22 protein-coding genes and 3 pseudogenes are annotated in these 23,351 nt (G+C 68.6%); 17 read left to right on the top strand and 8 right to left on the bottom strand.

The features are described 5' to 3' along the window. The first annotated feature begins 34 nt into the window (after positions 1–34). Complete coding sequence (locus ACFWBF_RS15510) at positions 35–454, top strand: MarR family winged helix-turn-helix transcriptional regulator (protein WP_385600981.1); 420 nt, start codon at positions 35–37, stop codon at positions 452–454. Positions 455–673: 219 nt separating this feature from the next. Continuing rightward, a complete protein-coding gene (locus ACFWBF_RS15505; RefSeq protein WP_385601066.1) occupies positions 674–817 on the top strand; it encodes a three-helix bundle dimerization domain-containing protein in 144 nt (47 codons plus the stop codon). Positions 818–1,353: 536 nt separating this feature from the next. Here ACFWBF_RS15505 and ACFWBF_RS15500 read toward each other — a convergent pair. After that, positions 1,354–1,797, bottom strand: a complete 444-nt coding sequence (locus ACFWBF_RS15500) for a hypothetical protein (RefSeq protein ID WP_385600978.1) — start codon at positions 1,795–1,797, stop codon at positions 1,354–1,356. 819 nt (positions 1,798–2,616) lie between these two features. On the opposite strand from ACFWBF_RS15500, the gene ACFWBF_RS15495 reads away from it, so the two are divergent. The 5 genes and pseudogenes from ACFWBF_RS15495 to ACFWBF_RS15475 all read left to right on the top strand — a co-directional run bounded on the left by ACFWBF_RS15495 (position 2,617) and on the right by ACFWBF_RS15475 (position 6,956). Then, positions 2,617–2,985: a winged helix-turn-helix domain-containing protein gene (locus ACFWBF_RS15495; RefSeq protein ID WP_385600975.1), complete on the top strand. Its 369-nt coding sequence runs from the start codon at positions 2,617–2,619 to the stop codon at positions 2,983–2,985. Beyond that, positions 2,982–3,517: pseudogene (locus ACFWBF_RS15490) on the top strand (transposase). The gene ACFWBF_RS15495 and the pseudogene ACFWBF_RS15490 overlap by 4 nt, the downstream one beginning before the upstream one ends. A 98-nt stretch (positions 3,518–3,615) precedes the next feature. Beyond that, positions 3,616–4,275, top strand: a complete 660-nt coding sequence (locus ACFWBF_RS15485; RefSeq protein WP_385600972.1) for a hypothetical protein — start codon at positions 3,616–3,618, stop codon at positions 4,273–4,275. A gap of 184 nt (positions 4,276–4,459) precedes the next feature. Next, positions 4,460–5,551 (top strand): hypothetical protein, encoded by a 1,092-nt coding sequence (locus ACFWBF_RS15480; RefSeq protein WP_385600969.1) that lies wholly within the window; start codon positions 4,460–4,462, stop codon positions 5,549–5,551. 670 nt (positions 5,552–6,221) lie between these two features. Next, positions 6,222–6,956, top strand: coding sequence for a hypothetical protein (locus ACFWBF_RS15475; RefSeq protein WP_385600966.1), 735 nt, complete (start codon positions 6,222–6,224; stop codon positions 6,954–6,956). Positions 6,957–7,675: 719 nt separating this feature from the next. Here the strand turns inward: ACFWBF_RS15475 and ACFWBF_RS15470 are convergent. Continuing rightward, positions 7,676–8,444 (bottom strand): annotated as a pseudogene (locus tag ACFWBF_RS15470) (helix-turn-helix transcriptional regulator). Between the two features lie 285 nt (positions 8,445–8,729). Between ACFWBF_RS15470 and ACFWBF_RS15465 the strand changes: the two are divergent. The 5 genes from ACFWBF_RS15465 (at position 8,730) to ACFWBF_RS15445 (ending at position 13,149) form a co-directional block, all read left to right on the top strand. Continuing rightward, a complete protein-coding gene (locus tag ACFWBF_RS15465; RefSeq protein ID WP_385600963.1) occupies positions 8,730–9,707 on the top strand; it encodes an aldo/keto reductase in 978 nt (325 codons plus the stop codon). A 54-nt stretch (positions 9,708–9,761) separates the two neighbouring features. Beyond that, entirely contained in the window at positions 9,762–10,613 is an 852-nt protein-coding gene (locus tag ACFWBF_RS15460) for an aldo/keto reductase (protein WP_385600960.1), read from the top strand. 392 nt (positions 10,614–11,005) lie between these two features. Further along, positions 11,006–12,226, top strand: coding sequence for a hypothetical protein (locus ACFWBF_RS15455; RefSeq protein WP_385600957.1), 1,221 nt, complete (start codon positions 11,006–11,008; stop codon positions 12,224–12,226). Between the two features lie 216 nt (positions 12,227–12,442). After that, complete coding sequence (locus ACFWBF_RS15450; protein WP_385600954.1) at positions 12,443–12,928, top strand: DUF2975 domain-containing protein; 486 nt, start codon at positions 12,443–12,445, stop codon at positions 12,926–12,928. After that, positions 12,928–13,149, top strand: coding sequence for a helix-turn-helix domain-containing protein (locus ACFWBF_RS15445; protein WP_385600951.1), 222 nt, complete (start codon positions 12,928–12,930; stop codon positions 13,147–13,149). Before ACFWBF_RS15450 ends, ACFWBF_RS15445 begins: the two co-directional genes overlap by 1 nt. Positions 13,150–13,577: 428 nt before the next feature. On the opposite strand, the pseudogene ACFWBF_RS15440 reads toward ACFWBF_RS15445, so the two are convergent. Further along, positions 13,578–13,754, bottom strand: a pseudogene (locus tag ACFWBF_RS15440) (ATP-binding protein); the annotation flags it as partial. Between the two features lie 31 nt (positions 13,755–13,785). Between ACFWBF_RS15440 and ACFWBF_RS15435 the strand changes: the two are divergent. Continuing rightward, positions 13,786–14,097 carry a hypothetical protein gene (locus ACFWBF_RS15435; RefSeq protein ID WP_385600948.1) on the top strand — a complete coding sequence of 104 codons (312 nt, stop codon included), beginning with the start codon at positions 13,786–13,788 and terminating at the stop codon, positions 14,095–14,097. 441 nt (positions 14,098–14,538) lie between these two features. Further along, positions 14,539–15,546, top strand: a complete 1,008-nt coding sequence (locus ACFWBF_RS15430; RefSeq protein WP_385600945.1) for a Gfo/Idh/MocA family protein — start codon at positions 14,539–14,541, stop codon at positions 15,544–15,546. Between the two features lie 371 nt (positions 15,547–15,917). On the opposite strand, the gene ACFWBF_RS15425 is transcribed toward ACFWBF_RS15430, so the two are convergent. The 3 genes from ACFWBF_RS15425 to ACFWBF_RS15415 form a co-directional block, all read right to left on the bottom strand. Further along, positions 15,918–16,079 carry a hydrophobic protein gene (locus ACFWBF_RS15425; RefSeq protein ID WP_069924257.1) on the bottom strand — a complete coding sequence of 54 codons (162 nt, stop codon included), beginning with the start codon at positions 16,077–16,079 and terminating at the stop codon, positions 15,918–15,920. Between the two features lie 444 nt (positions 16,080–16,523). After that, complete coding sequence (locus ACFWBF_RS15420; RefSeq protein ID WP_385600941.1) at positions 16,524–16,853, bottom strand: hypothetical protein; 330 nt, start codon at positions 16,851–16,853, stop codon at positions 16,524–16,526. A gap of 22 nt (positions 16,854–16,875) precedes the next feature. Then, positions 16,876–17,445 carry an isochorismatase family protein gene (locus tag ACFWBF_RS15415; protein WP_385600938.1) on the bottom strand — a complete coding sequence of 190 codons (570 nt, stop codon included), beginning with the start codon at positions 17,443–17,445 and terminating at the stop codon, positions 16,876–16,878. Positions 17,446–17,514: 69 nt separating this feature from the next. Between ACFWBF_RS15415 and ACFWBF_RS15410 the strand changes: the two genes are divergently transcribed. Then, on the top strand, positions 17,515–17,970 hold the full coding sequence (locus ACFWBF_RS15410; protein WP_385600935.1) for a MarR family winged helix-turn-helix transcriptional regulator: 456 nt from the start codon (positions 17,515–17,517) through the stop codon (positions 17,968–17,970). A 352-nt stretch (positions 17,971–18,322) separates the two neighbouring features. Here ACFWBF_RS15410 and ACFWBF_RS15405 read toward each other — a convergent pair whose 3' ends face one another. Continuing rightward, entirely contained in the window at positions 18,323–18,601 is a 279-nt protein-coding gene (locus ACFWBF_RS15405) for a GlsB/YeaQ/YmgE family stress response membrane protein (protein WP_385600932.1), read from the bottom strand. Positions 18,602–19,056: 455 nt separating this feature from the next. On the opposite strand from ACFWBF_RS15405, the gene ACFWBF_RS15400 reads away from it, so the two are divergent. Then, the gene (locus ACFWBF_RS15400) at positions 19,057–19,932 is read left to right on the top strand and encodes an oxygenase MpaB family protein (RefSeq protein ID WP_385600929.1); all 876 of its coding nucleotides are present in this window, start codon (positions 19,057–19,059) and stop codon (positions 19,930–19,932) included. Positions 19,933–20,657: 725 nt separating this feature from the next. Further along, positions 20,658–21,548 (top strand): SDR family oxidoreductase, encoded by an 891-nt coding sequence (locus ACFWBF_RS15395; RefSeq protein ID WP_385600926.1) that lies wholly within the window; start codon positions 20,658–20,660, stop codon positions 21,546–21,548. A gap of 297 nt (positions 21,549–21,845) precedes the next feature. On the opposite strand, the gene ACFWBF_RS15390 is transcribed toward ACFWBF_RS15395, so the two are convergent. Then, positions 21,846–23,189, bottom strand: a complete 1,344-nt coding sequence (locus ACFWBF_RS15390) for a cytochrome P450 (protein ID WP_385600923.1) — start codon at positions 23,187–23,189, stop codon at positions 21,846–21,848. Positions 23,190–23,351: the final 162 nt, after the last annotated feature.

The following is a 23,351-nucleotide window of genomic DNA, read 5'->3' as shown; positions in this document are numbered from 1 at the left end:
ATAAACAAGCTTAGTTGTGCCCTAGAATGGGCTCATGCTTGATGAACTGCAGGCCCTTGGAAGAGCGGTGAAGATGGCCCAGTACAGGCAGCACCGTGCACTGGACAGTCGCCTCGGCGCCGCCGGCACGACGCTGGCGCAGTGGGACGCCCTCCGCGCGATCAGCCGAGCGCCCGGGGCGCCGGCCCGGGCCCTGGCCGCGGCGACGTTCCAGAGCGAGCAGGCGTTCGGAGCGCTCGCGGGTCGACTGACGGCGCTGGGCCTGATCGACCGCAGGCCGGGCCGTGGCCGGCGTATCGAGCACTACCTCACCCCTTCCGGCGAAGAGGTCCTGAGCGCAGGACACGGGATCGCCGGTGAGGTCCTCGCCTCGTGCTACTCGAACCTGTCCCCCGCCGAGCGCACCACGCTGCTCGACCTGCTCCAACGTATCGATGGCGGTGCGGACGCGTAGGCCGGGCGGTTACGAGGGCTGCTTCCACGGCCGGTGACGCCCCGAGTGCTGTGGCTCTGAGAAGCTCGGCCACCGCTGATCGCCGGAACGGGTGCAGCGGGTTCCAGCCGGTGGGTACTAACCACGGCCGCGCAGACCGGCGAAAGATCGACTTCCGGGCTCAAGGCCGCTCCGCGAGCCTTGGGGAAGGCGATCCCCGAAGGAAGACTGAGGTGCGTGATGGCCGAATCGGAGGATGCCCTTGCCATCCATCAAGTCGCCGAGCGGCTGATGAAGGCGCACCCTCAACTGGACGCCGGCCTCGTGCAGAGCACCGTGCAGACGGCGTACGAAGAGCTCAGGTACGCACGTGTGCGGACCTAACTGCCAGTGCTGATGGAGCGCAGAGCCAAGGACCTGCTGCCCTCCGACGACCATACGGAAAAGTCGATCGTTGCGGGGTCAAGCAGGGCGCGGAGGATCGTCCGCGTCGCCTTGGCGTTGCGGGCGCATCCCCGTGACGGTGCGGCGCAGCCACGGATGGCGGGGTCTTGACCATCGGCGACGACTACTCCACCAAGCACGGTCGACACGGGTGCCAGGGGGCGTGGGGCGTCGACCGGTCCGGATGCCACGGTGGTGGAGGGGGTGGGGCACACAGCTGCGGCACGGGGGATCGAAGCCGCGGGGGTTGCGGGTCCCCGAAGAACGGCTGGTTAGGGGGCTCGGGGTGCTCGAGGGGTTTACGCCCGGGTAAGAGTCAGGGACGTGTGGCCCCGATCCCGGGCCCCTATCCCGGGCCGCGTTGCAGCGCCGTGGGCCGCCCGCGGCGCTGCCCGGCCTGGCCGTCCGGTGGCCGGCCTACTTCGTGGCGTTCGACGTCCTGCAGCTGGTCGGCCAGGAGCTGTTGGCCAGCCGCGTCAGGCATACAGGTAGTTGTGGGTCCAGTAGCCGCTGGCCGTGAACTCCCGTCCGCACCGGTGACACGGCGCCGTGCGCCCCTCGTCGGCGAACTCGAACACGTTGTGCACGCCGATCACAGTGTCACGCAGGAGCTGTTCGTCGTGCACCTTGTGGCTGACCGCATAGGCGACGATGTCCAACGCGGTCGGTGTGCGGCCGCACTGACAGCGTTGCTGGCCGGAGGCGGGGATGACCGAGAATTCGCCGATGGAATCAAGTGGAAGCCTCAGCAGGCCCTCGATGTAGCGGAGTTCCGCGCCGGGAGTCTCAACTACAGGTCCTCCCTGATATGGGAGGAGCGAGATGACCTTCCGCATCTCGTCGTCGTCAAGCTTGATGCCCGTCCTGGCACCGCTCCTGCGATACTCGCTCTTCAGCTGCTCGAGGGTAGTGGTCTCCATGGTTCATCCCTTCGGCTTACTCTTTTCGAAGTTGGATTCTTCGACCACTCTTCCTCCAGTCCTCCTCATGTCATGCCCTCTGCCGCCCCGCCCTGTGGTTGGAACATGCGGGGCAACCCTGCCGTCCAGTCAGCAGCGCCCCACTCGCACGGCGACGGGGTCGAACGATCTTCCCTCCGAGGCGTCGGAGTCGGCTGCCACGGCACACGGGCATGGAGGCAGCCACTCCGGTAGGTCACATCGAAAGACTCACTGATGGTCGGCCCACCAACACTGCCTGGACTGTGCCGCATGGTGGGGTGGTGGCGCTGCTTGTAAACACTCAATACCTAATGCCGTGAACTCAGCGAAGCGGGTGCTGACGCTGTGCGCCTTCACGCATTCATCTTGCGCGAGATTGAGCAGCACTGCCTGTCGAGACGCGCACGCGGCTCCGCAGCGGCAGCTACCAATCGACCGGTCCGGCCAAGTTCGGACAACTCCAAGCCGTCGCCGTCCGGCGGACAATGGATTGCACGTGTTCTCGTACTGCGCGGCGGGGCTGGTAGCAGTCGATGGCGTGGGACAGCCTCCATGAGCCAATCGTGTGAACCGGGCCGGAACCCATTGGCTGCGGCGCGCCGCATGGCATCCCGTAGCGGCTTCCCTCTTACTGAGGATTTCGGGTTGTCGTCGGGTAGTGACGGTCCATGGTCCCTGCGGTATGCCGGTGGTATGCGTTATCCGGAGGGTGGGGGCCTGACTGCTGAGCGTCGGGCGTTTCGTGAGGGGATCCGGCTTCAGGCCGGGCAGCGGTTCCCGGCGGGTGAGAAGACCGCGGTGATCGCGAAGGAATTGCGCTCTGCGGGCCCGGCGAACTCCCCGACCGTCACCGACGCCCAGTTCGCCGTGCTGGAGGAGGAACTCGGCAAGGGCCCCTCAGCGCACGGTTTCGAGGATGAGCGGTGGACGCTTGCCCGGGTCCAGACGGTGATCCGCCGCCGGCTGCAGGTGAGCCTGTCGGTGGCGACGGTGTGGCGGCTGCTGAAACGGCACGGCTGGTCATGGCAGGCACCCGCCCGCAGAGCACTCGAACGTGACGAGCACGCGGTCGAGCTGTGGAAGAAGGAGGTGTGGACGCGGGTAAAACCCTCGCGGCGGCGTCCGGAGCCTGGATCGTCTTTGAGGACGAGGCCGGATTCTCCATGACGCCGCCCCGCGCCCGCACCTGGGGCCGGCGCGGACACACCCCCGTCATCCGCGTCCGCGGCCGCTCCCGCCGCCGGACCTCGGTCGCCGCCCTGTGCTGCTACAAACCCGGCGAGAACAGCCGCCTCATCCACCGGCCCCGCAACCATCTCCTGCTCAAGGGCGCCCGAAAGAGCTTCTCCTGGCAGGACTACCGCAACCTGCTGGTGAGGGCACATATCCAGCTCGGCGGCCCGATCGTGGTGATCTGGGACAATCTCAACACCCACCTGCCGCCGGGCTGAAGCGGTATGAGGCCGAGCACGACTGGCTCACCACCATCCGGCTCCCGCCGTATGCACCCGACCTGAACCCCGTCGAGGCCATCTGGTCACTCGTGCGCAGAGCAATGGCCAACACCGCCTTCGACACACCCGACGACCTCGACCGCAAACTCCGCCGCGAGTTACGCAGGACCCAACTCCGGCCGGACCTGATCGACGGAAGCCTCACCGCCACAGGGCTGACCCTCACATTACCGACCCCACCCTGAAAAGCGCAGTAGCTGGAGCCGTCGCGGCCCAGCATCTGCTGGCCTACCTGATCGACCGACCGGAGAAGAAGACATTGGGCGCACAACAATCCGCCGTGATGTCCCGTGCTGCAACCGTGCGCCGTGTCGACGCACTGTTCCAAGCCATGGAGACCCACTTCCTCCTGCGAGAGCAGTTCATCACTGGTCCATCCCAGGTCCTGATGGAATACCTTGCGGGCCCAACCGTTTCGCGAGAGCAAGCGGCCCTCACCGACCGGCTCATCTACTCGGTGTTCGCCAGCCCAAAGCTGCTCCAGTGGTTCCAGGAGTACGTGCACCGTCACACGGACAAGGTGCCCACACGGGGACAGTTCCTCACCGACTTCTGCGAGGCGACCGTCAGCCATGGCGGCCGGGACGTCGTGGCCGTCCTGCTGGAAGGGTACGTGGCAGAAACCGGAATCTACGGGCTAACCGATGAGCTGCTGCACTACTTTGTCAACCTCCATATCGCCCAGACACTCTGCAGTGACGGGGACGGCAAGGCGGATGGGGAGCTGGGAGCCGACCAGGAGAACGTCGGCATGCAGGCCCGAGCCAACACCACCCCGTTCGTTACGAACATCACCTGGGAAACGTACACCCGCATCCAGCAGGCGGAGGATGACCAGGCGATCAGCGCAAACTTCGTGCCCCCGTACGCCGCAGTGACCCTCAACGGCCTGGCCCGCTACGCGGTGGAGCTCCAGGCACACAACGCCTTCCAGATCGGGTGATCTACGTGGGCACGTCGTGGGACGCCGGATCGGCGGTCGCCCGCGCGAGGGCGACTGTCCGTGCCGGTCGTATGCAGGAGGAGGCGCGCGTTCTCAGCAACGCCCTCCAGGCCGACCCCGAAGAGCGGGCAGCCCCACGCGAGTTGGCGCTGTTGGTGCCGACAGCTTGGCGTGGGCGCCGGACGTGCTCGATGCGGCCTTGGAGCAAGGCGACTTCCCGCTCGCCGGGGGGTGGGCCTCGCTCTTCGCCCAGCTGCGCTGGGGCGCTTCCTCTGATCCGGCCGAGCGCTCGGCTATCCCACTGAGCGTTCCCAAGTTGCAGCACGACATCGACCAGATGCACTACCTCAAAAGCTTGGGTGCGTTGGGCACGGAGTACAGCCGGATCATCGATGCCTACCAAGCCGTGCGCGACCGGCTGGTGGCCAAAGGCCCCGACGCTCGGGAGCCACTGGACTCCGATACCAACCGGTGTATCGCCGACACCTACAACCGTCTGCTGCACGTACGCAACACACCGCGCGTGGCGCGTGCCCTGTCACGTCGCTGGGACCCCGTAACCGTTGAGGAGCAGTACCTGGCGAACGCACCCGGCGTGGTGTACGTGGACGACTTTCTCAGTGAGGAGGCGCTGGGCGAACTGTATCGGTTCTGTTTGGAGTCGACGGTGTGGTTCGGCAACCGCTACGCCCACGGCCGCCTGGGCGCGCTCATGCAGGACGGGTTCATCTGCCCTCTGCTCATGCAGATTGCCGAGGAACTGCGAGACGCCCTGCCTCGGCTCATCGGCGACCGATACCCGCTGCGCCAGATGTGGGGCTTCAAATGCGGTCCCCAAGTACCCGCTGACGTCACCACGCACGCGGACTTCGCCGCCGTCAACATCAACTTCTGGGTCACCCCGGACAGCGCTAACACCGACGAGCACTCGGGCGGCCTGGTGGTGCACGACGTCGATGCCCCCTTGTCCTGGGGCTTCGACACCTACAACGGCCGCCAGGACCTGATCCGGCCGTTCTTGCAACGCCGACGGGCCCGCAGCATGACCATCCCCTACCGGCAGAACCGAGCGGTGATCTTCAACTCCGACCTCTTCCACGCCTCGGATGCCATCCGTTTCCGGCCCGGCTACGAGAACCTGCGCATCAACGTCACGATGCTCTACGGCGATCGCGAGGAGGAAGCACACCATCCCCAACTATCCGGCTCGCAGGCGGGAGTCGGCAGGCCGGCCTGGAGGTCGGCGGCTTTCGGGCGGGCGAAGGCGAGAAGATGACGCCCGCCTACGCGCCCGCTTCATCCGAGGCGTGTTTTTGTACATCCACAGAGAGACGCGGCGCTCACTCGGGACGGACATCGCGACGCCTGACCACCAACGTCGGCATCGCCGACTGGGCAGGAACCTTCGCCGACGCCACCGTCGCGGCGGCCGTGCTCGGCCGGTTCCGCACCGGGCCGGCGTCGCCGGCCCCGCAGGGCTGACCCTCGTCGCCTGAAACGGCAGCTCAGGAGCCATAGCCCCCACAACAACCCAGACGCGACCCACTGCAAACGCGCCGCCGATTAGCACCCTGTCCAGCAAGAACGTCATTCCCACACACCCACACAGCGGGTGCGCCACCCGGGCGGACGACACTACGCGGTCAGTGACAACGGACGGCTCGCCCCAGTGACAAGAAACTACAGATCGCAGCTGCGGCCTTCCCGGTGTTCCAGTTCAGGCTGGCCGTGATGCTCGGCCCGCCAGTGACCGCCTCGGCGCTGCCGTGGCAGCAGCTGTATGCGGCTTAGCTCATTGTCTTCGCCGCGCTGGCGCCGCTGACCGTCGTCCGCCCGGATACCTCTTCTACAGCCTGGTCGACTGGCCGTACGCCGCGCCCCGGCGCTCCCTCACCGATATCCTGGTGGTCCGACATCGGGGGCTTCCTCTCATGAAGGGCAGCACGATGAACCGGAAGTTGAACGGGCATCGACTTCTGACGCTTCTCGCAGCACCGCTCCTCGTCTCCTCGGTCGCCCTCACCCCCGCCTTCGCGGCCCAGGGCCGCACGGCGGCGGCCGCCCCGGCGGGCCCCTCCTGCGAGCTGGTTCCAAACGGCACCGGGGAGCCGGCCGGGGACCGCGGCTACGACCTCCGCCTCAGCGGGTTCCCGGCGAACCAGTCGGTGCGGGTGGAAGGACCGAAGTCCTCCTTCAAGACCACAGTGGACGGTCAGGGCGACCTCGACCGACAGGACGTGCGGTATGGGAAGTACAACGTCAGCTACAAGGACCACGGCGGGAACCAGAACAAGCGCGTCGGATGCACCGCCCCCCGAGAAAACCCGGGCCGCGGCAAGCAGGACGTAAAGGTCACCAATGTGGAGGTGAAGACACTCACCAAGCCCGGGACCGTCGTCGACTGCACCAAGTCGAACAAGGCGGAATTCGACGGCAGCATCACGGCCACCGGACAGGGCAAGGTCGACTACTACTGGACGTACGCATCCAGCGCCGACCCGCTCTCCTCCGGCTCGGTCACCTTCACCCCCGGCACCACGAGCCATTCCCTGTTCAAGGTGGTCGACGTCTCGGGAATGGCAAACGTCTCATCGGTGAGCGTGTTCGTCACCCTCCACGTCCCGGCCCAGAACATGAGCGCTCGGAGCGAGCAGGTAGTGCTGACCTGCGCTAAGCCCTGAACGCGACGGCCAGCCGGACTGGCCTCAGCTCCATGTCGGGCGGACCCTGGAGGGAAGCTTCATCCGCAGCCGGCGCCGATATAGACATCGGCGCCCGAATCAGCGCAGACGCGCGCCACCACGCCGGCGGCGCCACCGCATTCCAGATCGCCGCCAGCCCTGGCGTGATCACCGTCGAAGTGTCCGACCGCGCACCACACCTGCCCTCTGGCACCCTCCACACCGGTCGGCTTCGGATGGCTGCCGGTCAACCGACAACATGAACACCGCTTCCACCGCGGAGGCAAGACCGTCACCGCCACCTTCACCACCAGCGAGACCGAGCGCGGCCCCGCCCCTGACCCAGAGCGAAATCACGTTCCGTCACTCTCGGAGGGAACACGTCCCTCAGTCTCATGCACCGGGGTGTTCGGGGAGCGGAGCCAGCATCGCGGGCGGCATCTCTTGGGCGAGTATCCGGTCAAGGACTGGGCGAGGGGGCCGGTGGAGCGGTGGGTTCCCGGCCGGGTACCGGGGAAGAGCCAAGTGCCGGGCATTTTGTCACTCCAGCCCTGCCTGGGCTGCTGGTCGATGAGGCGGGTTGCGATCAAGAACCTGCTGCTGCGCGGGTTTCCCGCGCTCGCCCTCTGCGCCCTTGCCGCGGCGGTCACGGGGAAGGCATCGGGAGGCGGGTGAGGGGCGGGTTACTTCGAGCTCGGCGCGACGGACGCACGCACTGGTCAGTGCTTGCCTCCGGACGGCGTCGGCGGGGTCTGCATGGCGGTCATGTCGAGCAGGAGCAGGGCGTCGTGGTCGGGGGTGCCGGGCTCGGCGGTGTAGACGCCGATGCGCTGGCCGGGTGTGCCTTCCAGGTGCATGGACTGGGAGGCGAGTGTGACCGTGCCGACGCGGGGGTGGTGGAAGGTCTTCTGCGTCGGCTTGCGGCCGGTGACCTCGTAGCGCTCCCACAGCCTGGCGAAGTCGGGGCTTTTGAGGAGGAGTTCGCCGACCAGGTTGGCCAGGTCGGGCGCGTCGGGAGCGGTTCCTTCCAGGGCGCGCAGCCGGGCGACGCAGCCGGTGTCTGACGATCCCAGTCGGGGAAGAGCGTCCGGGCGGCGGGGTGGAGGAAGAGGTAGCGGGCGAGGTTGCGGTGCTTGGCCGGCCAGTCCTCCAGCCCCGCGTACAGGGCGAGGCCGCCGGGGTTCCAGGCCAGCATGTCCATGCTGCGGCTGATGAGGTAGGCGGGGTTCGGCCTCCAGGAGGAGCTTCAGGTGCGGGCGCACGGTGCGGCTCGGGGCCGGGGGTGGTTCGGGCGCGTAGCGGGCGGCGGGGCTGGGGCGGGTCTCCTTGCCGCGTTCCAGGCGTACGTAGTAGTCGACGCTGATCCCGGCGAGGGTGGCCAGCTCCTCGCGGCGCAGCCCGGGGGTGCAGAGCGTATCCCGGGGCCGACGGTGAGGCCGGCCTGCTGGGGCTGGTCCGGGTGCGGCGAGCACGCAGGAAGAGGCCCAGTTCCGCGCCCTCGCTGGTGCCGGTGGGGTCCTCGGATCCATGACTTCAGTGTCACACCGCGCTGACCTGGGCGGCAGTCCGGTGGGGGGCCCTGTCGTTACCCCCGAACAGCCCGGCCTGCCTCCGGACGCGAAAGAGCGCCAGGCTGGGTAGAGGACAGCCTGTGCCGCCCAGCAGGGGGCCAGGATCCGGATCGCGGTCCGGGACCGCGTGTCGTGGTGAGCCAGGACGGCGAGGCGTCCAGGGTGGACACAGCCAGAGAAGACGACGGAGCGGAGAGAGCAGATGCGGTACATCAAGCTGCGTGACCTGGAGGTTTCCCGGGTCGGTCTGGGCGCGATGGGGATGACCCACGGCTATACAGGGTCCGGGACGAACGAGGCGGAATCGATCCGTACCGTGCACCGGGCGCTGGAGCTGGGCGTCACGCTCATCGACACCGCCGAGATCTACGGCCCCTACACGAATGAGGAACTTCTCGGCCGGGCGTTGAAGGGCCGGCGTGATCAGGTGGTGCTGGCGACGAAGTTCGGCCTGGTCTCGCATGCGGGCGAGGGCCCGTGGAACCTCGACAGCAGCCCCGCCAATATCCGTACGGCCGTCGAAGGATCGCTCAAGCGCCTCGGCACCGACCACATCGACCTGTACTACCAGCACCGGGTCGACCCGGGCACCCCAATCGAGGAGACGGCCGGCGCGGTCGGTGAACTGATCACCGAGGGGAAGGTCCGCGCGTTCGGCCTGTCCGAGGCCGGCCCGGACACCATCCGCCGCGCCCACGCCGTCCAGCCGGTGACCGCGGTGCAGTCGGAGTACTCCCTGTGGACGAGGGGCGTGGAGGGGCGGGTCCTGCCGGTGCTGCGCGAGCTGAACGTCGGCCTGGTGCCGTTCTCCCCGCTCGGGCGCGGCTTCCTGACCGGCACGATCCGCTCCACCGACCAGTTCGACCAGGACGACTTCCGGCGCGACAACCCGCGCTTCACCGGCGAGAACTTCCAGCGCAACCTGGCAATCGCCGACGAGGTCCAAGCCGTCGCTGCCGAGGTCGGCGCCACGCCCGCGCAGGTCGCGCTGGCCTGGCTGCTCGCGCAGGGCGAGGACATCGCCCCGATCCCCGGCACCAAGCGCGTGACCCGGGTCGAGGAGAACACCAGCGCCGACGGCATCACCCTTACCGGCGAGCAGATCGACAAGCTCAGCAGTCTGCCTCCGGCCGCCGGCGACACCCACACCGAGGCCCAGGCGCAGATGCTCGAACGCTGAACCCCTGCCCCGTCCGGCTGCCCGAAGCTCGCGCCCACCCCAAGAAAGATCCGCATGCAGACCGTCACCCTGAACAACGGCATCGAGATGCCGATCCTCGGCTACGGCGTCTACCAGATTCCGCCGGAACAGACCGAGCGGGCCGTCGCCGACGCCCTCGCGGCGGGCTACCGGCTCCTCGACACCGCGGCGGCCTACGGCAACGAGGAAGCCGTCGGCCGCGCCATCAAGAGCGGCGGGGTCGCGCGGGAGGAACTGTTCGTCACCACCAAGCTGTGGATCCAGGACGCACCCGCCCAGGACAACACGCGCCGCGCCCTGGAGACGTCCCTGGCCAAGCTGGGCCTGGACCACGTCGACCTGTACCTGATGCACCAGCCCTACGGCGACGTGTACGGGCAGTGGCGCGCGATGGAGGCCGCCAACCGGGAAGGCCTGGCCAAGGCTATCGGTGTCGCCAACTTCTACCCCGACCGGCTCCTGGACCTCATCCTCAACAACGAGATCGCCCCGGCGGTCAACCAGATCGAGACCCACCCCTTCTTCCAACGCACCACCGACCACGACCTGATGCGCGAGCACGGGGTCCAGCACCAGTCCTGGGGCGGCTTCGCCGAAGGCAAGAACGACCTGTTCACCCACCCCGTCCTGAGCGAGATCGGCACGGCGCACGACAAGTCCGCGGCCCAGGTCGTACTCCGCTGGCTGATCCAGCGGGACATCGTCACCATCCCCAAGTCGGTCAGCCCCGACCGTATGGCGCAGAACTTCGACGTCTTCGACTTCGAACTCACCGACCAGCAGATGGCCCAGATCACCGACCTCGACACCGGCACGACGCTGTTCTTCGACCACCACGACCCCGAGATGGTCGCCTGGCTCAGCAAGCGCCGCCTGGACAACTGAGCAGCAGGAATTTTCCGGTCCGACGCTCCACCGCCGGCTGCGGGCGCCCCGAGCGGGCGCCCGCAGTACCCGGTCGGCACTCGTTCCGTCTCATCGGTTCACCGGCAAGACCGTCCACCCGCTCACCACCTACGCGGTGAGCGGCTTGGGCACGACCGAACGCGACTACACCGCCTCCTCCCCCGGCGCGACCATCGAGGCCGCCTCGGGCAGGTCCATTCACTGTGTCCCGGTGCGGAACTTGAACGCGATGGCGTCGATCACCTGCCGGTAATGCAGCCTCCGCCCACTTCGCGAGGCGGCCAAACCGACGATCAGATGATTCGAAGGAATGGCCTGGACGGTGCCCTCGGCCAGGACTTCGGAGCGGTCCTTGTGGGCATCCTCGGGCCATGGCCCTGAAAATATCGTGGCTGAACCACGCGATCGCGGATGCCGGTCTCGTCACCGTGTACTGGTTCCCTGAGGAGGCCGACGAGGCCGAGGGCGCCGTCCCGGGCGCGCTGGGCTCCTCGCGTGTGTCGCGCACCCGCGTGCAGGTGACCAGCACCCCGCAGGAGGTGACCGCCTGGAATGCCACTGCCCTCGCCTACCTGGGTGAACTCGCTCCTGCCATAGCGGAATTGGAGCAGGTCGAGGAGCGTGTCCGGCGATGGCGCAGGCGGTTGGTGAGCCGGCGGTGGGCCGAGGCGACGTACGGGAGGGCCAAGGCGGCCTTCCTGGACCGGGTGGAGCCCGCGGCAGCCGCCTACCGGCCGGTGCGGGAGGCGGTGGAGCGGCGGATCGCCGAACAGGAGACCCAGCGTATCGAGGCTGGCCGACGTGCCTACCGGGAACAGGAGCGGCGGCGGGCGGAGGCCCGGGCTCGGTTCGAGGAGTGGGAGTGGCGCCAGGCGGCCGCAGCCCGGCCGCTGCCCGACGGGAGCACTCCGCGGGAGTTGGCGGCGCGGGGCGAGACACCGCAGGCCTGGCCCGCCGAGCTGCGAGAGACGGTCGGTGACATCGACGCCTGGTGGCAGCGCGTCCGCGCCTCGGTCCGCAACGAGCGGGCCCGCGAGGAGGCCGTACGGAAGGTGGCCGGGGTGATCACCGCGACCGCGGCGGCGCTGGAGGCGGCCGGCCGGCCCGGCATCAGCGCTGTCAAGGACAGGCCGTACGAGGTGCGCCACGGCTGGTGGGTGCACTTCACCTGGTCCGGTCTGCCGGACGTCACCTGGCTCAGGACACCGCCGGACATGCCGATGGGACACCTGTACGCAGGGCAGTGGCGCGACGACTCGTACCACCCGGACCGGATCCTTCTCATGCGGAGGCCGTCCGGTGCCTACGGCCTGGCGGTCGTGACCAGTGAGAGCATCGCGAACAGGCTGGCCACCCGGTACGAGTGGTGGGAATGGGAGATCGAACGGTTCGCGCAGGCGATGGTCCCCGACGGGCTCTTTTACCACACGACCCACACGTTCGAGGTCGCGGTGCGCCTGCGCATCACCGACCACGCCGACCCCGCCGCCTTCGTGCCGTACGCCGACGCGGTCGCACGCCGCGCGACCGCGTCCTTCCGGGCGGTGGCGGCCGGTCGGGCCTGGCCTGATCCGAAAGACACGGCCTCGTAGGGCTTTGTTAGGTGGTGTCGTGGGGCTGTCTTGGGGTGGGTTGTCGGCAGGTGGGGCAGGTGCCGGTCCAGGTGGCGATGAGGTGTTGGAGGAGGTCCAGGGCCTGGTAGAGGGTCAGGCCCTGGCAGGGGATTTTGAGCTCCCCCTCCGCTGTTCGGTTGTTTAACCTATCGATACTCGATAGGTTTCCATCGCAACTCGATGGAAGGATGGGCTATGGGAAAGCTGACAGTGGCCGCGCTGCGCGCCGTGCTTGTGGTGGTGCTCGCCGGCACCGTGTTCGTGCAGGCGCTGATGGTGTGGGCGTTGGCCACCGACCCGGAGGACGGGTCGCTCCCGCTGAACCCGCTGCGCGTGCTCACGATCCTGGGCATGGTGTCGGCCCAGGTCGCCCTGGTCTGCGTATGGCGGCTGGTGACGATGGTGCGACGCGGAACCGTGTTCTCCCACTCCGCCTTCCGGTACGTGGACGTCGTGATCGGCGCGATCGTGGCCGCCGCCCTCGTGTGGTTCGCGGTCACGGCCCTCAATGCGCCGGGCCAGCGGGACGACCCGGGCGTCACCGTCATCATGGGCGGGGTTGGCGTGGCCATCCTGGGGGTCGCACTCTTCGTGCTCGTGCTGCGGATGCTGCTCGCCCAAGCCGTCGCGCGTGACGTCGAAGCGTCGCAGATGCAGGCCGAGTTGGACGAGGTGATCTGATGCCGATCGCCGTCGACATCGACGTGATGCTGGCCAGGCGGAAGATGTCCGTGGGCGAGCTCGCGGACCGCGTAGGAATCACTCCCGCCAACCTGGCGGTACTCAAGAACGGCCGCGCCAAGGCGGTGCGCTTCGCGACGCTCGCCGCGCTCTGCGAGGTGCTCAGGTGCCAGCCGGGCGACCTGCTGCGCTGGGAGGCCGAGGACACCGCGGGCGGATGATGTGCCCCAGGACGGGCGTGAAAATGCCTGGCACCACCGGCCCGTGACGCGGCACGTGGACCGCATGGACATGGATCGCCGATCACGCGCCGTAGGGCGGGTGCATGCTGACCGACTACAGCCCGCAGAACACCGTCAAGACGCCATGTCGAAGTTTTCTGGCAGTTTCGCCAACCGCGCGGGACACAACCTTTTGACCCTGCTCGGTGACATCCAGCCGCTGTCCGACGGGATGCCCACGGACCCGGCCGCCTGGACTGGCTGGATGGCTGGACTGGCTGGACTGCGTCCGGGCCACGGTCGCGGACCGGAGTGGATCGGATGAGACCGGGGGGATCTGACAGGGAAGCTCCCCGTTCCCCGCCCTGGAAGACCACGCACGACGCCTGCCTGCGGGCGGTCTCGAACACCTCGTGCATGTTGCGCTCGGAGTTGCCGACCCACATGTCGAGCACGTCGCTGATCGACACGGAGATGGAGTTCGCACCGAGTCCCCGGCGAAGGCCCGGGCGATGAACGTCCTCCCGCAAACCGGGCGGCCCGTACAGGAGCAGCCCGTTGCGCAGGCTCTTGCCGTACAGTTTGCTCAGTTCCGGATTGCGCATGGGCGCGAGGTCGGCGGCCTCCAGGCGGTACTTGACCTCCTGCATCCCGCCGACGCCCGCGAGGCGCACCGAGCCGGGCGCGTCGGGCGCATCTACGTCGTACGCGCTCTCCTACATCCGGCACGAGGGCGATCTGGCGGCGGAGGCCGCGGTAGTCCTGGAGCGCGGCTGGCTGACCCGGGATGCCGAGGACCGGCTATGGCTCGCCAAGGTAGGGGGAACATCGCGTAACGCTCCCGCGATCCGCGCCGACCTCCACGAGGGCATCGGCGACGCGGACTGCGTCACCACGATGAAGGTGCTCCAGCGGCTGATCCGCAACGCGGGCGGGATGGTCGCCTGACAGGCCGAGAGGCCGGCGGGGCGCCCGGGCCCAGGTGGGTTCATGGCAGGTCAGCCGACCTGGTTGTCCAGCGGGGTAATGCCACCAGCCAACTCGCCCTGGTCCGACAAGCACCGTGACCACATCTCAAACACGTTTTAGCCAGCCGGTGCTGGACCGGCCGCGATCCCGCGACGCGGGCGCACGGCGACGACGGTCGGTCCGGCCTCTCGGCACCGGAGGTTGGGGTGGGCGGCCCGGGGCCGGATACTTCGACCCGCCTCGGAGGGGGTTCGGTGCTCGACAGGCTCGCCAGGTGGGTGACGGGCTCACCCGGAGGTGGGTGGGTGGCGCACGCAAAGCGCCCATTGAACAGCAGGCCCGGGTGACGGTTGCCCGTCCGTGCAGCCTCCAGTACCGTACTGCCCGCCGCTCGGCATTGGTCTAGACAAGAGGTGATCCGTGGACTCGGCTCATGAACGTCCTATCCGCTGGGGCATCCTGGCCACCGGGGGAATCGCCGCGGCGTTCACCGAGGATCTTCACCAAACCCCGGGCGCGGTGGTCGCGGCCGTCGCCTCCCGCGACGCAGGGACGGCACGCGCGTTCGCCGCCCGGCACGCGATCCCTCGTGCTCACGGATCGTGGCGGGGGCTGGCCGACGATCCAGACGTGGACGTGGTGTACGTTGCGACGCCGCACGGCCACCACCATCCGGCCGTCGAGATGCTGCTGGACGCCAGGCGGCCCGTGCTCTGCGAGAAGCCCTTCACCGTGAACAGCGTGCAGGCGCGGGAACTGATCAACCTCGCTCGCGAGCGCGGCACGTTCCTGATGGAGGCCATGTGGATGCTCCTCAACCCCGCTCTGCGCAAGGCAGCCGACCTCCTCGCCGAAGGTGCGATCGGCGAGGTCCGCTCCCTCCACGCCGAACTCGGCTGGCATACCGAGGTCGACCCACGGCATCGGCTCCGCGATATTACGGCGGGCGGCGGCGCCCTGCTCGACGCCGGCGCCTACCCTGTCGCGCTGGCGCACTTCCTGCTCGGCAGCCCGGACCGCATCCACGCGCAGGCCCAGCTGACGCCGGAAGGCGTGGACGAGCACACGAGCATCCTGTTCGGCTACCCCGGCGGGGCCACCGCATCGCTGACCTGCTCCTTCGCCGCCACCTTGAGTCAGGCCGCCGTCGTCTACGGCACACGCGGACGCATCGATATCCCGGCGAATCTGTTCAACCCGCACGGGATCGTCCTCCATCGCGAGGGAGTCGAGCCGATGCACTTTGCCGCCCCGGCCGTCATCGGCCACGGCTACGGTCCGGAGGCCGCCGAGGTGATGCGCTGCCTGCGAGCCGGGGAGACCGAGTCGCCACTGGTGCCCCTGGACGCCACACTCGCGGTTCTCCGTACGCTGGATGCCGTGAGGCAACGGATCGGCCTGCGATACCCTCACGACGATCACGACTGATCCGCGACTCCCTGCGTCTGCCCGATCGGTCGCCGGCCAGTGCGGCGGTGATCGATGACAGGTGAGTGAACAGCCCCGGCTCCTCTGCCATGCGAAGGCGCCCCCCGCGCCCTGAACCTTGTGGCTTCAATGCTCGTAGCGGCCGGCGTCGCCCCCGGCTTCGGGCCGGGACGGCCGTCGATCGTTGGAGGTGAGCAGGTTCCCTGCTGCGTCACGGCGGCCGCCCCGACTGTTCACCGGATACCCCCGGTCCTCGGGTTCACCGGGCACCAGCCACGTCCGCCCGGACATGGCGACATGGCGGTGGCCCGCACCCCTGGTAGAAGGGGGCAGGCCACCGCCATGCAAGTGCCAGAGCCGGGCTCGTGCGGCTACCAGCGATACCAGCGGCCACTGCTGCCCTTGGGACGGGCGACGAAACCGATCAGCCACAAGACCAGAACCGCGATGGCGACCCACCAAAGGATCTTCACCGCGAAACCGGCACCGAAGAGGATCAGAGCGAGCAGAAGAACAAGAAGCAGGGGAACCATAGTTATCAACCTCCGAAGCGCCTTCTGCCCGACGACCCTCCGCTCATGCGTGTAACTTTTATGGGTTTCTTATCCGCGTAGGCGGGCAACAGTAAGCACCGCGTTCACCGGGCGTGCACCCATCTCCGGATCCGCGACGCCTCCGCCGCCTCCATCGCCCCGCCCCCGGCCATCAGCCCCGCACGGCAGCGCTCCGCCTGACGGCCCGTGCAGGCTCGGCCGGATGGTCGGTGGGGAAGTCGGTACCCGATTGATACGGGGTTTGCGGGTGGCGATCGGGAGCAGGAGTGCGGTCACGACCAATCCGGTACGGCCGCCGGGAAAATGCACCGCTGTGGGGGTGCCCGGGGTCGGCCTCGGACACACGACAGCGCGGGCCGCCGACCAGCTGGTGGCAGCCCGCGCTGGGGTCGTCAGAGGCTCGGGTTCGGGTTCGGGTTCGGGTTAGACCAGGTTGTGGACCAGATGGCGAATGAAGCCGGCCTGGCAGTCGTTGGTGCAGCCCTTCTTGTACTCGTAGTAGGCCTGGATGAAGTCTTCGGGGTCTTCATAGCCGAAGACGTCGGTGGGGAACACCTCATCCGTGCGGTCCCCTGACACAGAGACCCCCGTGTCGGCCCCGGTGTCATCGGCCTGAGCCGGCAACACCAACATCCCGAGTACGGCACCGGCAAGAACAGCGGATACGGCGACACGCCGCGCAATGATCTTCACGCCGGACCACTGAGCTTCGCCGATGTCGCAGGCTGGCGGCGGGCTCTGAACGGAGATCACCAGCGGCCGAAGAGGAATCGGGTCAGGCCGAGGCCTGCGCTGGCTGCATCAGACCGTGCAGGGCCGCGATGACCTCTCGACCCGTCGGAGTGGTGAAGTCGCGTACCAGGTCGGTGGCAAAGCTGGCGACGCTGGTGATCCGACCTCCCGCCGCCTCGATCTGGCGGAAGGCGGCCTGCTCGGTGCGCGGCGAGAGTCCGCCGCAGGCGTCGAGGATCACGGAGACCTCAAAGCCTGCCGCGATGGCGTCAAGCGCCGTGTGCAGTACCACGATCTCACTTGTCACACCGCAGATGGCGAGATTCTTTCGCGCGTGGGCGGTGACGGCTCGACGGGTGGCCGCATCGTCCCAAGCGCACGGGCCGCTGCGGATGAAAACGGGCGCTTCAGGGATGGATGCTTCCTCGATGACCGCTGGGCCGCCGGGGCGTGGGGCTGCCGAGATGGTGACCGGAATGTCCAGCAGCTGGGCCAGGTGGGCCAGGAAGCCGACGGATCGCCTGATTGTGGCCGGTGGAGTCGTGCCGCTGAGCTCGACGATGCCTTCCTGTAGGTCGGCGAGGTGCAGCTGGACGGTGGCAGGGCTGAGCATGGCCGTCTCCTTCAGTCACTATCCGAATCATTCAGAGCCTGAATGATTCGGATAACGTAGCATGTCTCCATGGATCTCGGCACGGTGAATTCCAGCGTCGTCTTCCGCCTTGGCGTACTCGGGGCGATGGCGACCGATCTGTTTGCGGCGCGCATCGAGGCCCGTGAACTCAAGCCCAAGCACGTCGGATTGATGGTGGTACTGGACGCCGGAAGGGTCTCGTCGCAGCTTGAGATCGCCAGCGTGATGGGCGTCGCGCCCAGCCTGGTCGTGGCATTGGCCGACCACCTCGAGAAGCTCGACGCGATTCAGCGGGTGAGGGACCCGGCCGACCGCCGGCGCCAGGTGCTGACACTCACCGAGCGCGGCCGGGAACTTCTCGCAGCCTGCGGGGAGCTGGCACAGTCCGCCGACGCCGAATTCGCCGCGGACCTGACCGCGACCGAGAGCGCCGTACTGACCGGCCTGCTCGACCGGCTGGCCGCCCGCCAGGGTCTGCCAACGACGCCTGCCGAGCACAAATGATCGTCATGCGAACCCGCGCAGCGGATGCCCGCCCCCCGGCCGGGCAGGCAGGCCCCGGCAGCTGCGGCACGCCGCCGCCGCTCTCGGCGTCGCCATCGTCGCGGTACCGCTGCTCGCCTCAGGTCTGGCGTGGGGAGTTTGCTGCGGCGCGGTCATGCCGGTCGCGCAGGTCGCGCAGGTCAGAATGGGGCGCTTCCCGCGGATCAGCGGCCACGACACCGGGGCGTGAGGCACCGCGAGAGCGGCATGAACTGGATGCCGACATTCTCTGCCCGGCCTGCGGGTGCAGGCAGCAGAACGGCTCCCCATCAGAAGAGGGGGAGCCGTTTGCGTCTGGGCGGGACTGGGTCACTCAGGCGTGGCTGTGGTTTCGCTTGTTGCCGGTGACCAGCCGGTAGACGGCGAGGAGGATGACGGAGCCGATGATGGCGGCGATCCAGGTGGAAAGGTCGAAGAAGCCGTCGATGGAGTCGACGCCGAAGATGACCTTGCCGAGCCAGCCGCCGAGCAGACCGCCCGCGATACCGATCAGCATCGTGATGATGATGCCGCCCGGGTCCCTGCCCGGCATCAGCGCCTTCGCGATGAAGCCCGCGAGCAGTCCGATCAGGATCCAAGCAATGATGCCCATGCGCTTCTCCTACCTCGATGAATAAAGCCGGTGTCAACGATCGTCTGCACCGCGCGGAGGTTTCCAAACGTCCGAATCTCTTGCTCGAGGTTGTCCACCTCGCGCACGGCAGTACGCATCGACTCCTCCGTCCACGGCATCCGCGCGAGAGCGGCGGCGAACTCCATCCACCGTGGGACGGGGTCCAGTGACCCCTTTCGTGGGCATCGAGCAGGCGGGTGGCGTCGCGTTCCAGCACTCTCCGGGCAAGATCGGCCGGACCGGGTTCGTCACGTTCCGGCCCGCCTACGGGGCGGAACGCCCAGTGAACGTGTGCGCGGTGGCAGGGCAGTGCGGCGTTCGCCGGCCGCAGGGATTCCCCGCCTGCGGCCCCAGTGACCTCCTCGTCTGTCTGTCGTACGGGCACTCGCCCGGCCGGAGCGATGAGCCGAGCTCGTGGCGGGTAGGACACCCTCATGGACGTGCCTGCGAGCGAGGGGCTGAACCTGCGGGAGCGGCTCGGCTCGATGGTGTTCAGCCGGGTGGCCGGGCCGTCGGGGCCGGCCAACCGCGCGCGGATCCACCTCACGCCCGGGCCTCGCTGGTTCGGGCCCGATCGGCCCATCCGCAGGGTGCACGGCGACGCCTCGATGTTCATCGGGGGCCTGAGCGCGCTCCTGCTCCAGTCCCTGCACCCGCTCGCCATGGCCGCCGTCGCGGCGCACTCCGGCTTCCGTGGTGACCCGTGGGGCAGGCTGCAGCGCACCAGCACGTTCCTGGCCGTCACCACCTACGGCACCGCACAGGACGCGCAGGACGCCGTCGACCGGGTCCGGGCGGTCCACGAACGGATACGGGGCACCACCGCGGCGGGGGACCCTTACCGCGCCGCCGATCCCCACCTGCTGGGCTGGGTGCACGCGGCCGAAGTCGACAGTTTCCTGCGGGCGCACCAGCGTTTCGGCGCGCGGCCCTTGGACGCGTTGGGCTGCGACGCCTACGTCAACGACACCGCGCGGGTGGCGACGGCTCTCGGCGTGGTGGACCCGCCCCGTGACCGGGCCGCGCTGAGCGCCCTGCTGGCCCGGTACCGGCCGGAGCTGCGGGCCACGCCCGAGGCTCTCGACGCGGCCCGTTTCCTCCTGCGCGAACCGCCGCTGCCCTGGCCCGCCCGCGCCCCGTACGCTCTGCTCGCCGCGAACGCGGTCACCCTGCTGCCCCCGTGGGCCCCCGCCCTCCTCGGCCTGCGCCCCGCGACGGGCCCCGGGGCGGTCTGCGTACGCCTCTCCGGGCACGCCCTGACGCGCATGATCCGGTGGGCGATGGCCCCGCCGTCCCGACCACGGCACTGAACCGGTTCAGCCGACGGGCAGGGCGCGGCCGGCCAGGGCCGGGATGATCAGGCATGACAACACGGTCGACGTGTGACCATCGCCGCATGGAACAGGGAGACCCTCCAGGCGCCAACGGCGCGGGGCACGAGGTTGGGGCTGAGGGCGAGTCCGTAGGCGGGGTGGGGAAGCGCCTCCTGCGCAAACCGAGCCTGCTCATCTCGGTGCTGGCCGTTGCTGTCATCACCGGGGTCATCGGGGTGGGGGTGTTGCCAACGCCGATCCAGAGTCTTCCAGGCTTCGTTGGGGTCCCTCTCATAGTGTGGTTGATCCAAAGAGACAGACGAAGTGACACCCAGTCGAGCTGAGCCCTGAGCCGCTCATGACAGATGGTCAGGGTCGATGTCCACGGCGCGCAGCGCCGTCGGTGCGCGCGTCCGGCCAAGCCGGGCGTACGGAACTCCGCCAGGGCGCCATCTCAGGGCCGGGGCTACGCCCCGTCCCGCCAGCCGAACCGTCCGGCCCGCGTGTCCGCCGCTCCTCCGAGCCGCCACTGGACGCCGCGTTCCAAGGCTGCCTTCGCCGTGTGGAAGCCAGCCCTACGTCCGCCGGCTCGACACGGGAGGGCCCGTGGGGGCGGCTCCCCGGCCCATCGCCGTGAGATGCGGGCAGATGCGGGTACGCGCACCATGACCTTGACGTCACACCCCCTTGATCGCCCGATAAGGGCGTACGACGGAGATCCCATGCCGCAGGAAGCACCCCGGCTCCCCGACCCGGTGACCCTCCACCCTCGCCCTCCGTTCCCCGACCAGGAGCAGGACCATCCCGGCTCCACGGAGCAGATGAAGCCACGACCCGACCATGGCGAGGACTCCTACCAAGGTCACGACGTACTGCTCGACCGGGCGGCCGTCGTCACCGGCGGCGATTCCGGCATCGGCAGGGCCGTTTGCCTGGCGTTCGCCCGCGAGGGTGCGGACGTCGTCTTCACCCACCTCCCCGAGGAGGAGGACGAGGCGGCCGAAACCACACGTCTGATCCGGGAGACGGGCCGCCAGGCCGTACCCGTCCTGTGTGACATCCGGGACGAGGAGCAGTGCGCGGCCCTGATCGACCGGGCCGTGGACGAACTCGGGCGCGTCGACATCCTCGTCAACAACGCCGCCTACCAGATGTCCCAGCCGGACGGCATCGAAGCGATCACCACGGAGCAGTTCGACCGGGTGATGAAGACCAACCTGTACGGCATGTTCTGGCTGACTCGTAAAACCCTGGCCCACATGCCGCGGGGCGGGTGCGTCATCAACACCACCTCCGTGCAGGGGTACCAGCCGAGCCCGCACCTCCTGGACTACGCCATGACGAAGTCGGCGATCATCTCCTTCACCCACGGATTGGCGCAGATGGTCGCCGAGCGGGGCATCCGCGTCAATGGGGTCGCCCCGGGCCCGGTGTGGACGCCGTTGATCCCCGCCACGATGCCCGATGTGAAGGACTTCGGTGAACAGTCACCCCTGGGCCGGCCCGCCCAGCCCGCCGAGATGGCGCCCGCTTACGTGTTCCTGGCCTCGCCCCAGGCGAGCTACATCACCGGGGAGATCATCAACGCCACCGGCGGCACCCCTCTGCCGTGACCGCGCGCATGACGCATATACCCACAAGTAATTGACGTGCCGACGCACAACGGCCTGCGCCGCCCAGTACGCCCTCGACCGCATCATGGCCGCGTACGCGCCGGAGACCCACGAGGACGACACCTGCCTGCTGGCCATCCGAGTCGACTGACCGACCGGAGGTGAGGTCAGGCCGAACGAGGACCGCGTCGACGACATCTCGGCTCCCCCACGCCGAGGAAAACGTCACCCGGTCCACGGATGCTCCGGACCGGATGCGGTGAGGTGCTCGGCGACCGAAACCAGGGTGGGTGAGAGTCAAGGGCGGCGGGGCACCGCGATCAGATTGAGGCCGGCGGGGATGAGCGTGGTGCGCAAGAGGGGCCGAACCCGAGTTCCTGGGGCGGGGTGCAGGCGCCACCGGCTGGCGATCGCGCTGACGAGGGTGGTCGCTTCGGCGAGGGCGAGGGTGTCGCCGATGCATTTGCGTTTGCCGGCGCCGAAGGGGATGTAGCCGTGGTGGGCGTCCGGCTGGCGGGAGACTGTCCAGCGGTCGGGATCGAAGCCGTGGGGGTCGGGGAAGGCGGTGGGGTGGTGGTGAAGTAGGTAGGCACTGATGAAGAAGTCGGTGCCCGGCGGGAAATGGTGACCGGCGAGGGTGACAGGGGTGGTGCTGACGCGGCTCAGGAGCGGCCCGGCCGGATACAGCCGCATGGTCTCCAGCAGCAACCCGCGGGTCAGGGGCAGCCGGTCGTAGGTGTCGGGTCCAGCGAGGGCACCGCCGAGAACGGTGTCAAGTTCGTGGTGGAGGCGCTCCTCGTGTTCCGCGTGCAGGGTCAGGAGGTGGAAGAGCCAGCCCAGGGTTGCCGAGGTGGTGTCCGTCCCTGCGATGAGGAGCGTGATGACCTGGTCGCGTAGGTCGGTGTCGTCGAGGACGTGTGCGGGATCGTCTGTACCGGCCTGGATGAAGGAGGCGAGGAGGCCCCCGGAGCGGGGGTCCTGCCGGGCGGCGGCCACCCATCGGGCAGCCGCCGCCCGGAGTGCGGCCAGGCTGCGGGTGAAGCGGCGGTTGGTGGGGAGGGGGAGGTCGAGGGGCCAGTTGTAGGGGATGGCGATGCGTGTCATGAGGCCGGCCATCACTGCCTGCAGGTCCGGGAGGATCGACTCTGCCTCCCGTGTGTTCAGGGTGGGCAAGATCGCACGGCTGAGGACTTTCGTCGCCACCGTCATGAGGCCGTGTACGAGGTCGACCTCGGTGCCCGGGCGCCAGGAGTCCGTCAGCGCGGCGCTCTCCTCTTGGAGGATCGGGGTGTAGGTGTCGATGTGGGAGCGGGTGAAGGCCGGCTGCATCAGCAGGCGCTGTGCGCGGTGGTCGGCGTGGATGTCGGAGCCGATGCCGTTGCCGATGACCTCGCGGTACCGGTCGAAGAACGGTCCGCCCTTGTCGAACGAGTTGACCTGGCCGACGAGCACGTCGTGGACCAGGTCCGCCCGGCACACCAGATAGGCCGTGCGGGGGCCGAGGCGTACCCGCACGACCGGCTCGGCGTGGGCGCATTCCAGCAGCCAGTCCAGTGGATCGCGGAGCAGGCGGAGGGTGTGGCCGAGGAGCGGGACAGCGCCCGGCGCGTCCGGGACCTGTGATGCCGGTGTGAAGGGCACGGCTGAAATCTCCTTTTCGACGATGGGGTCTTGAGGCGCTGCGGCGTGGGATCGCCGCCGGGTGCCCTCGCCGATGCAGGCCCGCCACCGAGCGGAGGTCCGCGACGTCAGGGGGTGGCGAAGGCAGCGGTCGCGACGGTGGCCGGGGCGTCGGCGGAGCGG

The organism is Streptomyces sp. NPDC060028 (genome assembly GCF_042736725.1).
Taxonomy (GTDB): Bacteria; Actinomycetota; Actinomycetes; order Streptomycetales; family Streptomycetaceae; genus Streptomyces.
Note: the sequence above shows the minus strand (reverse complement) of the source record. Positions and strands in the feature narration are given on the sequence as shown.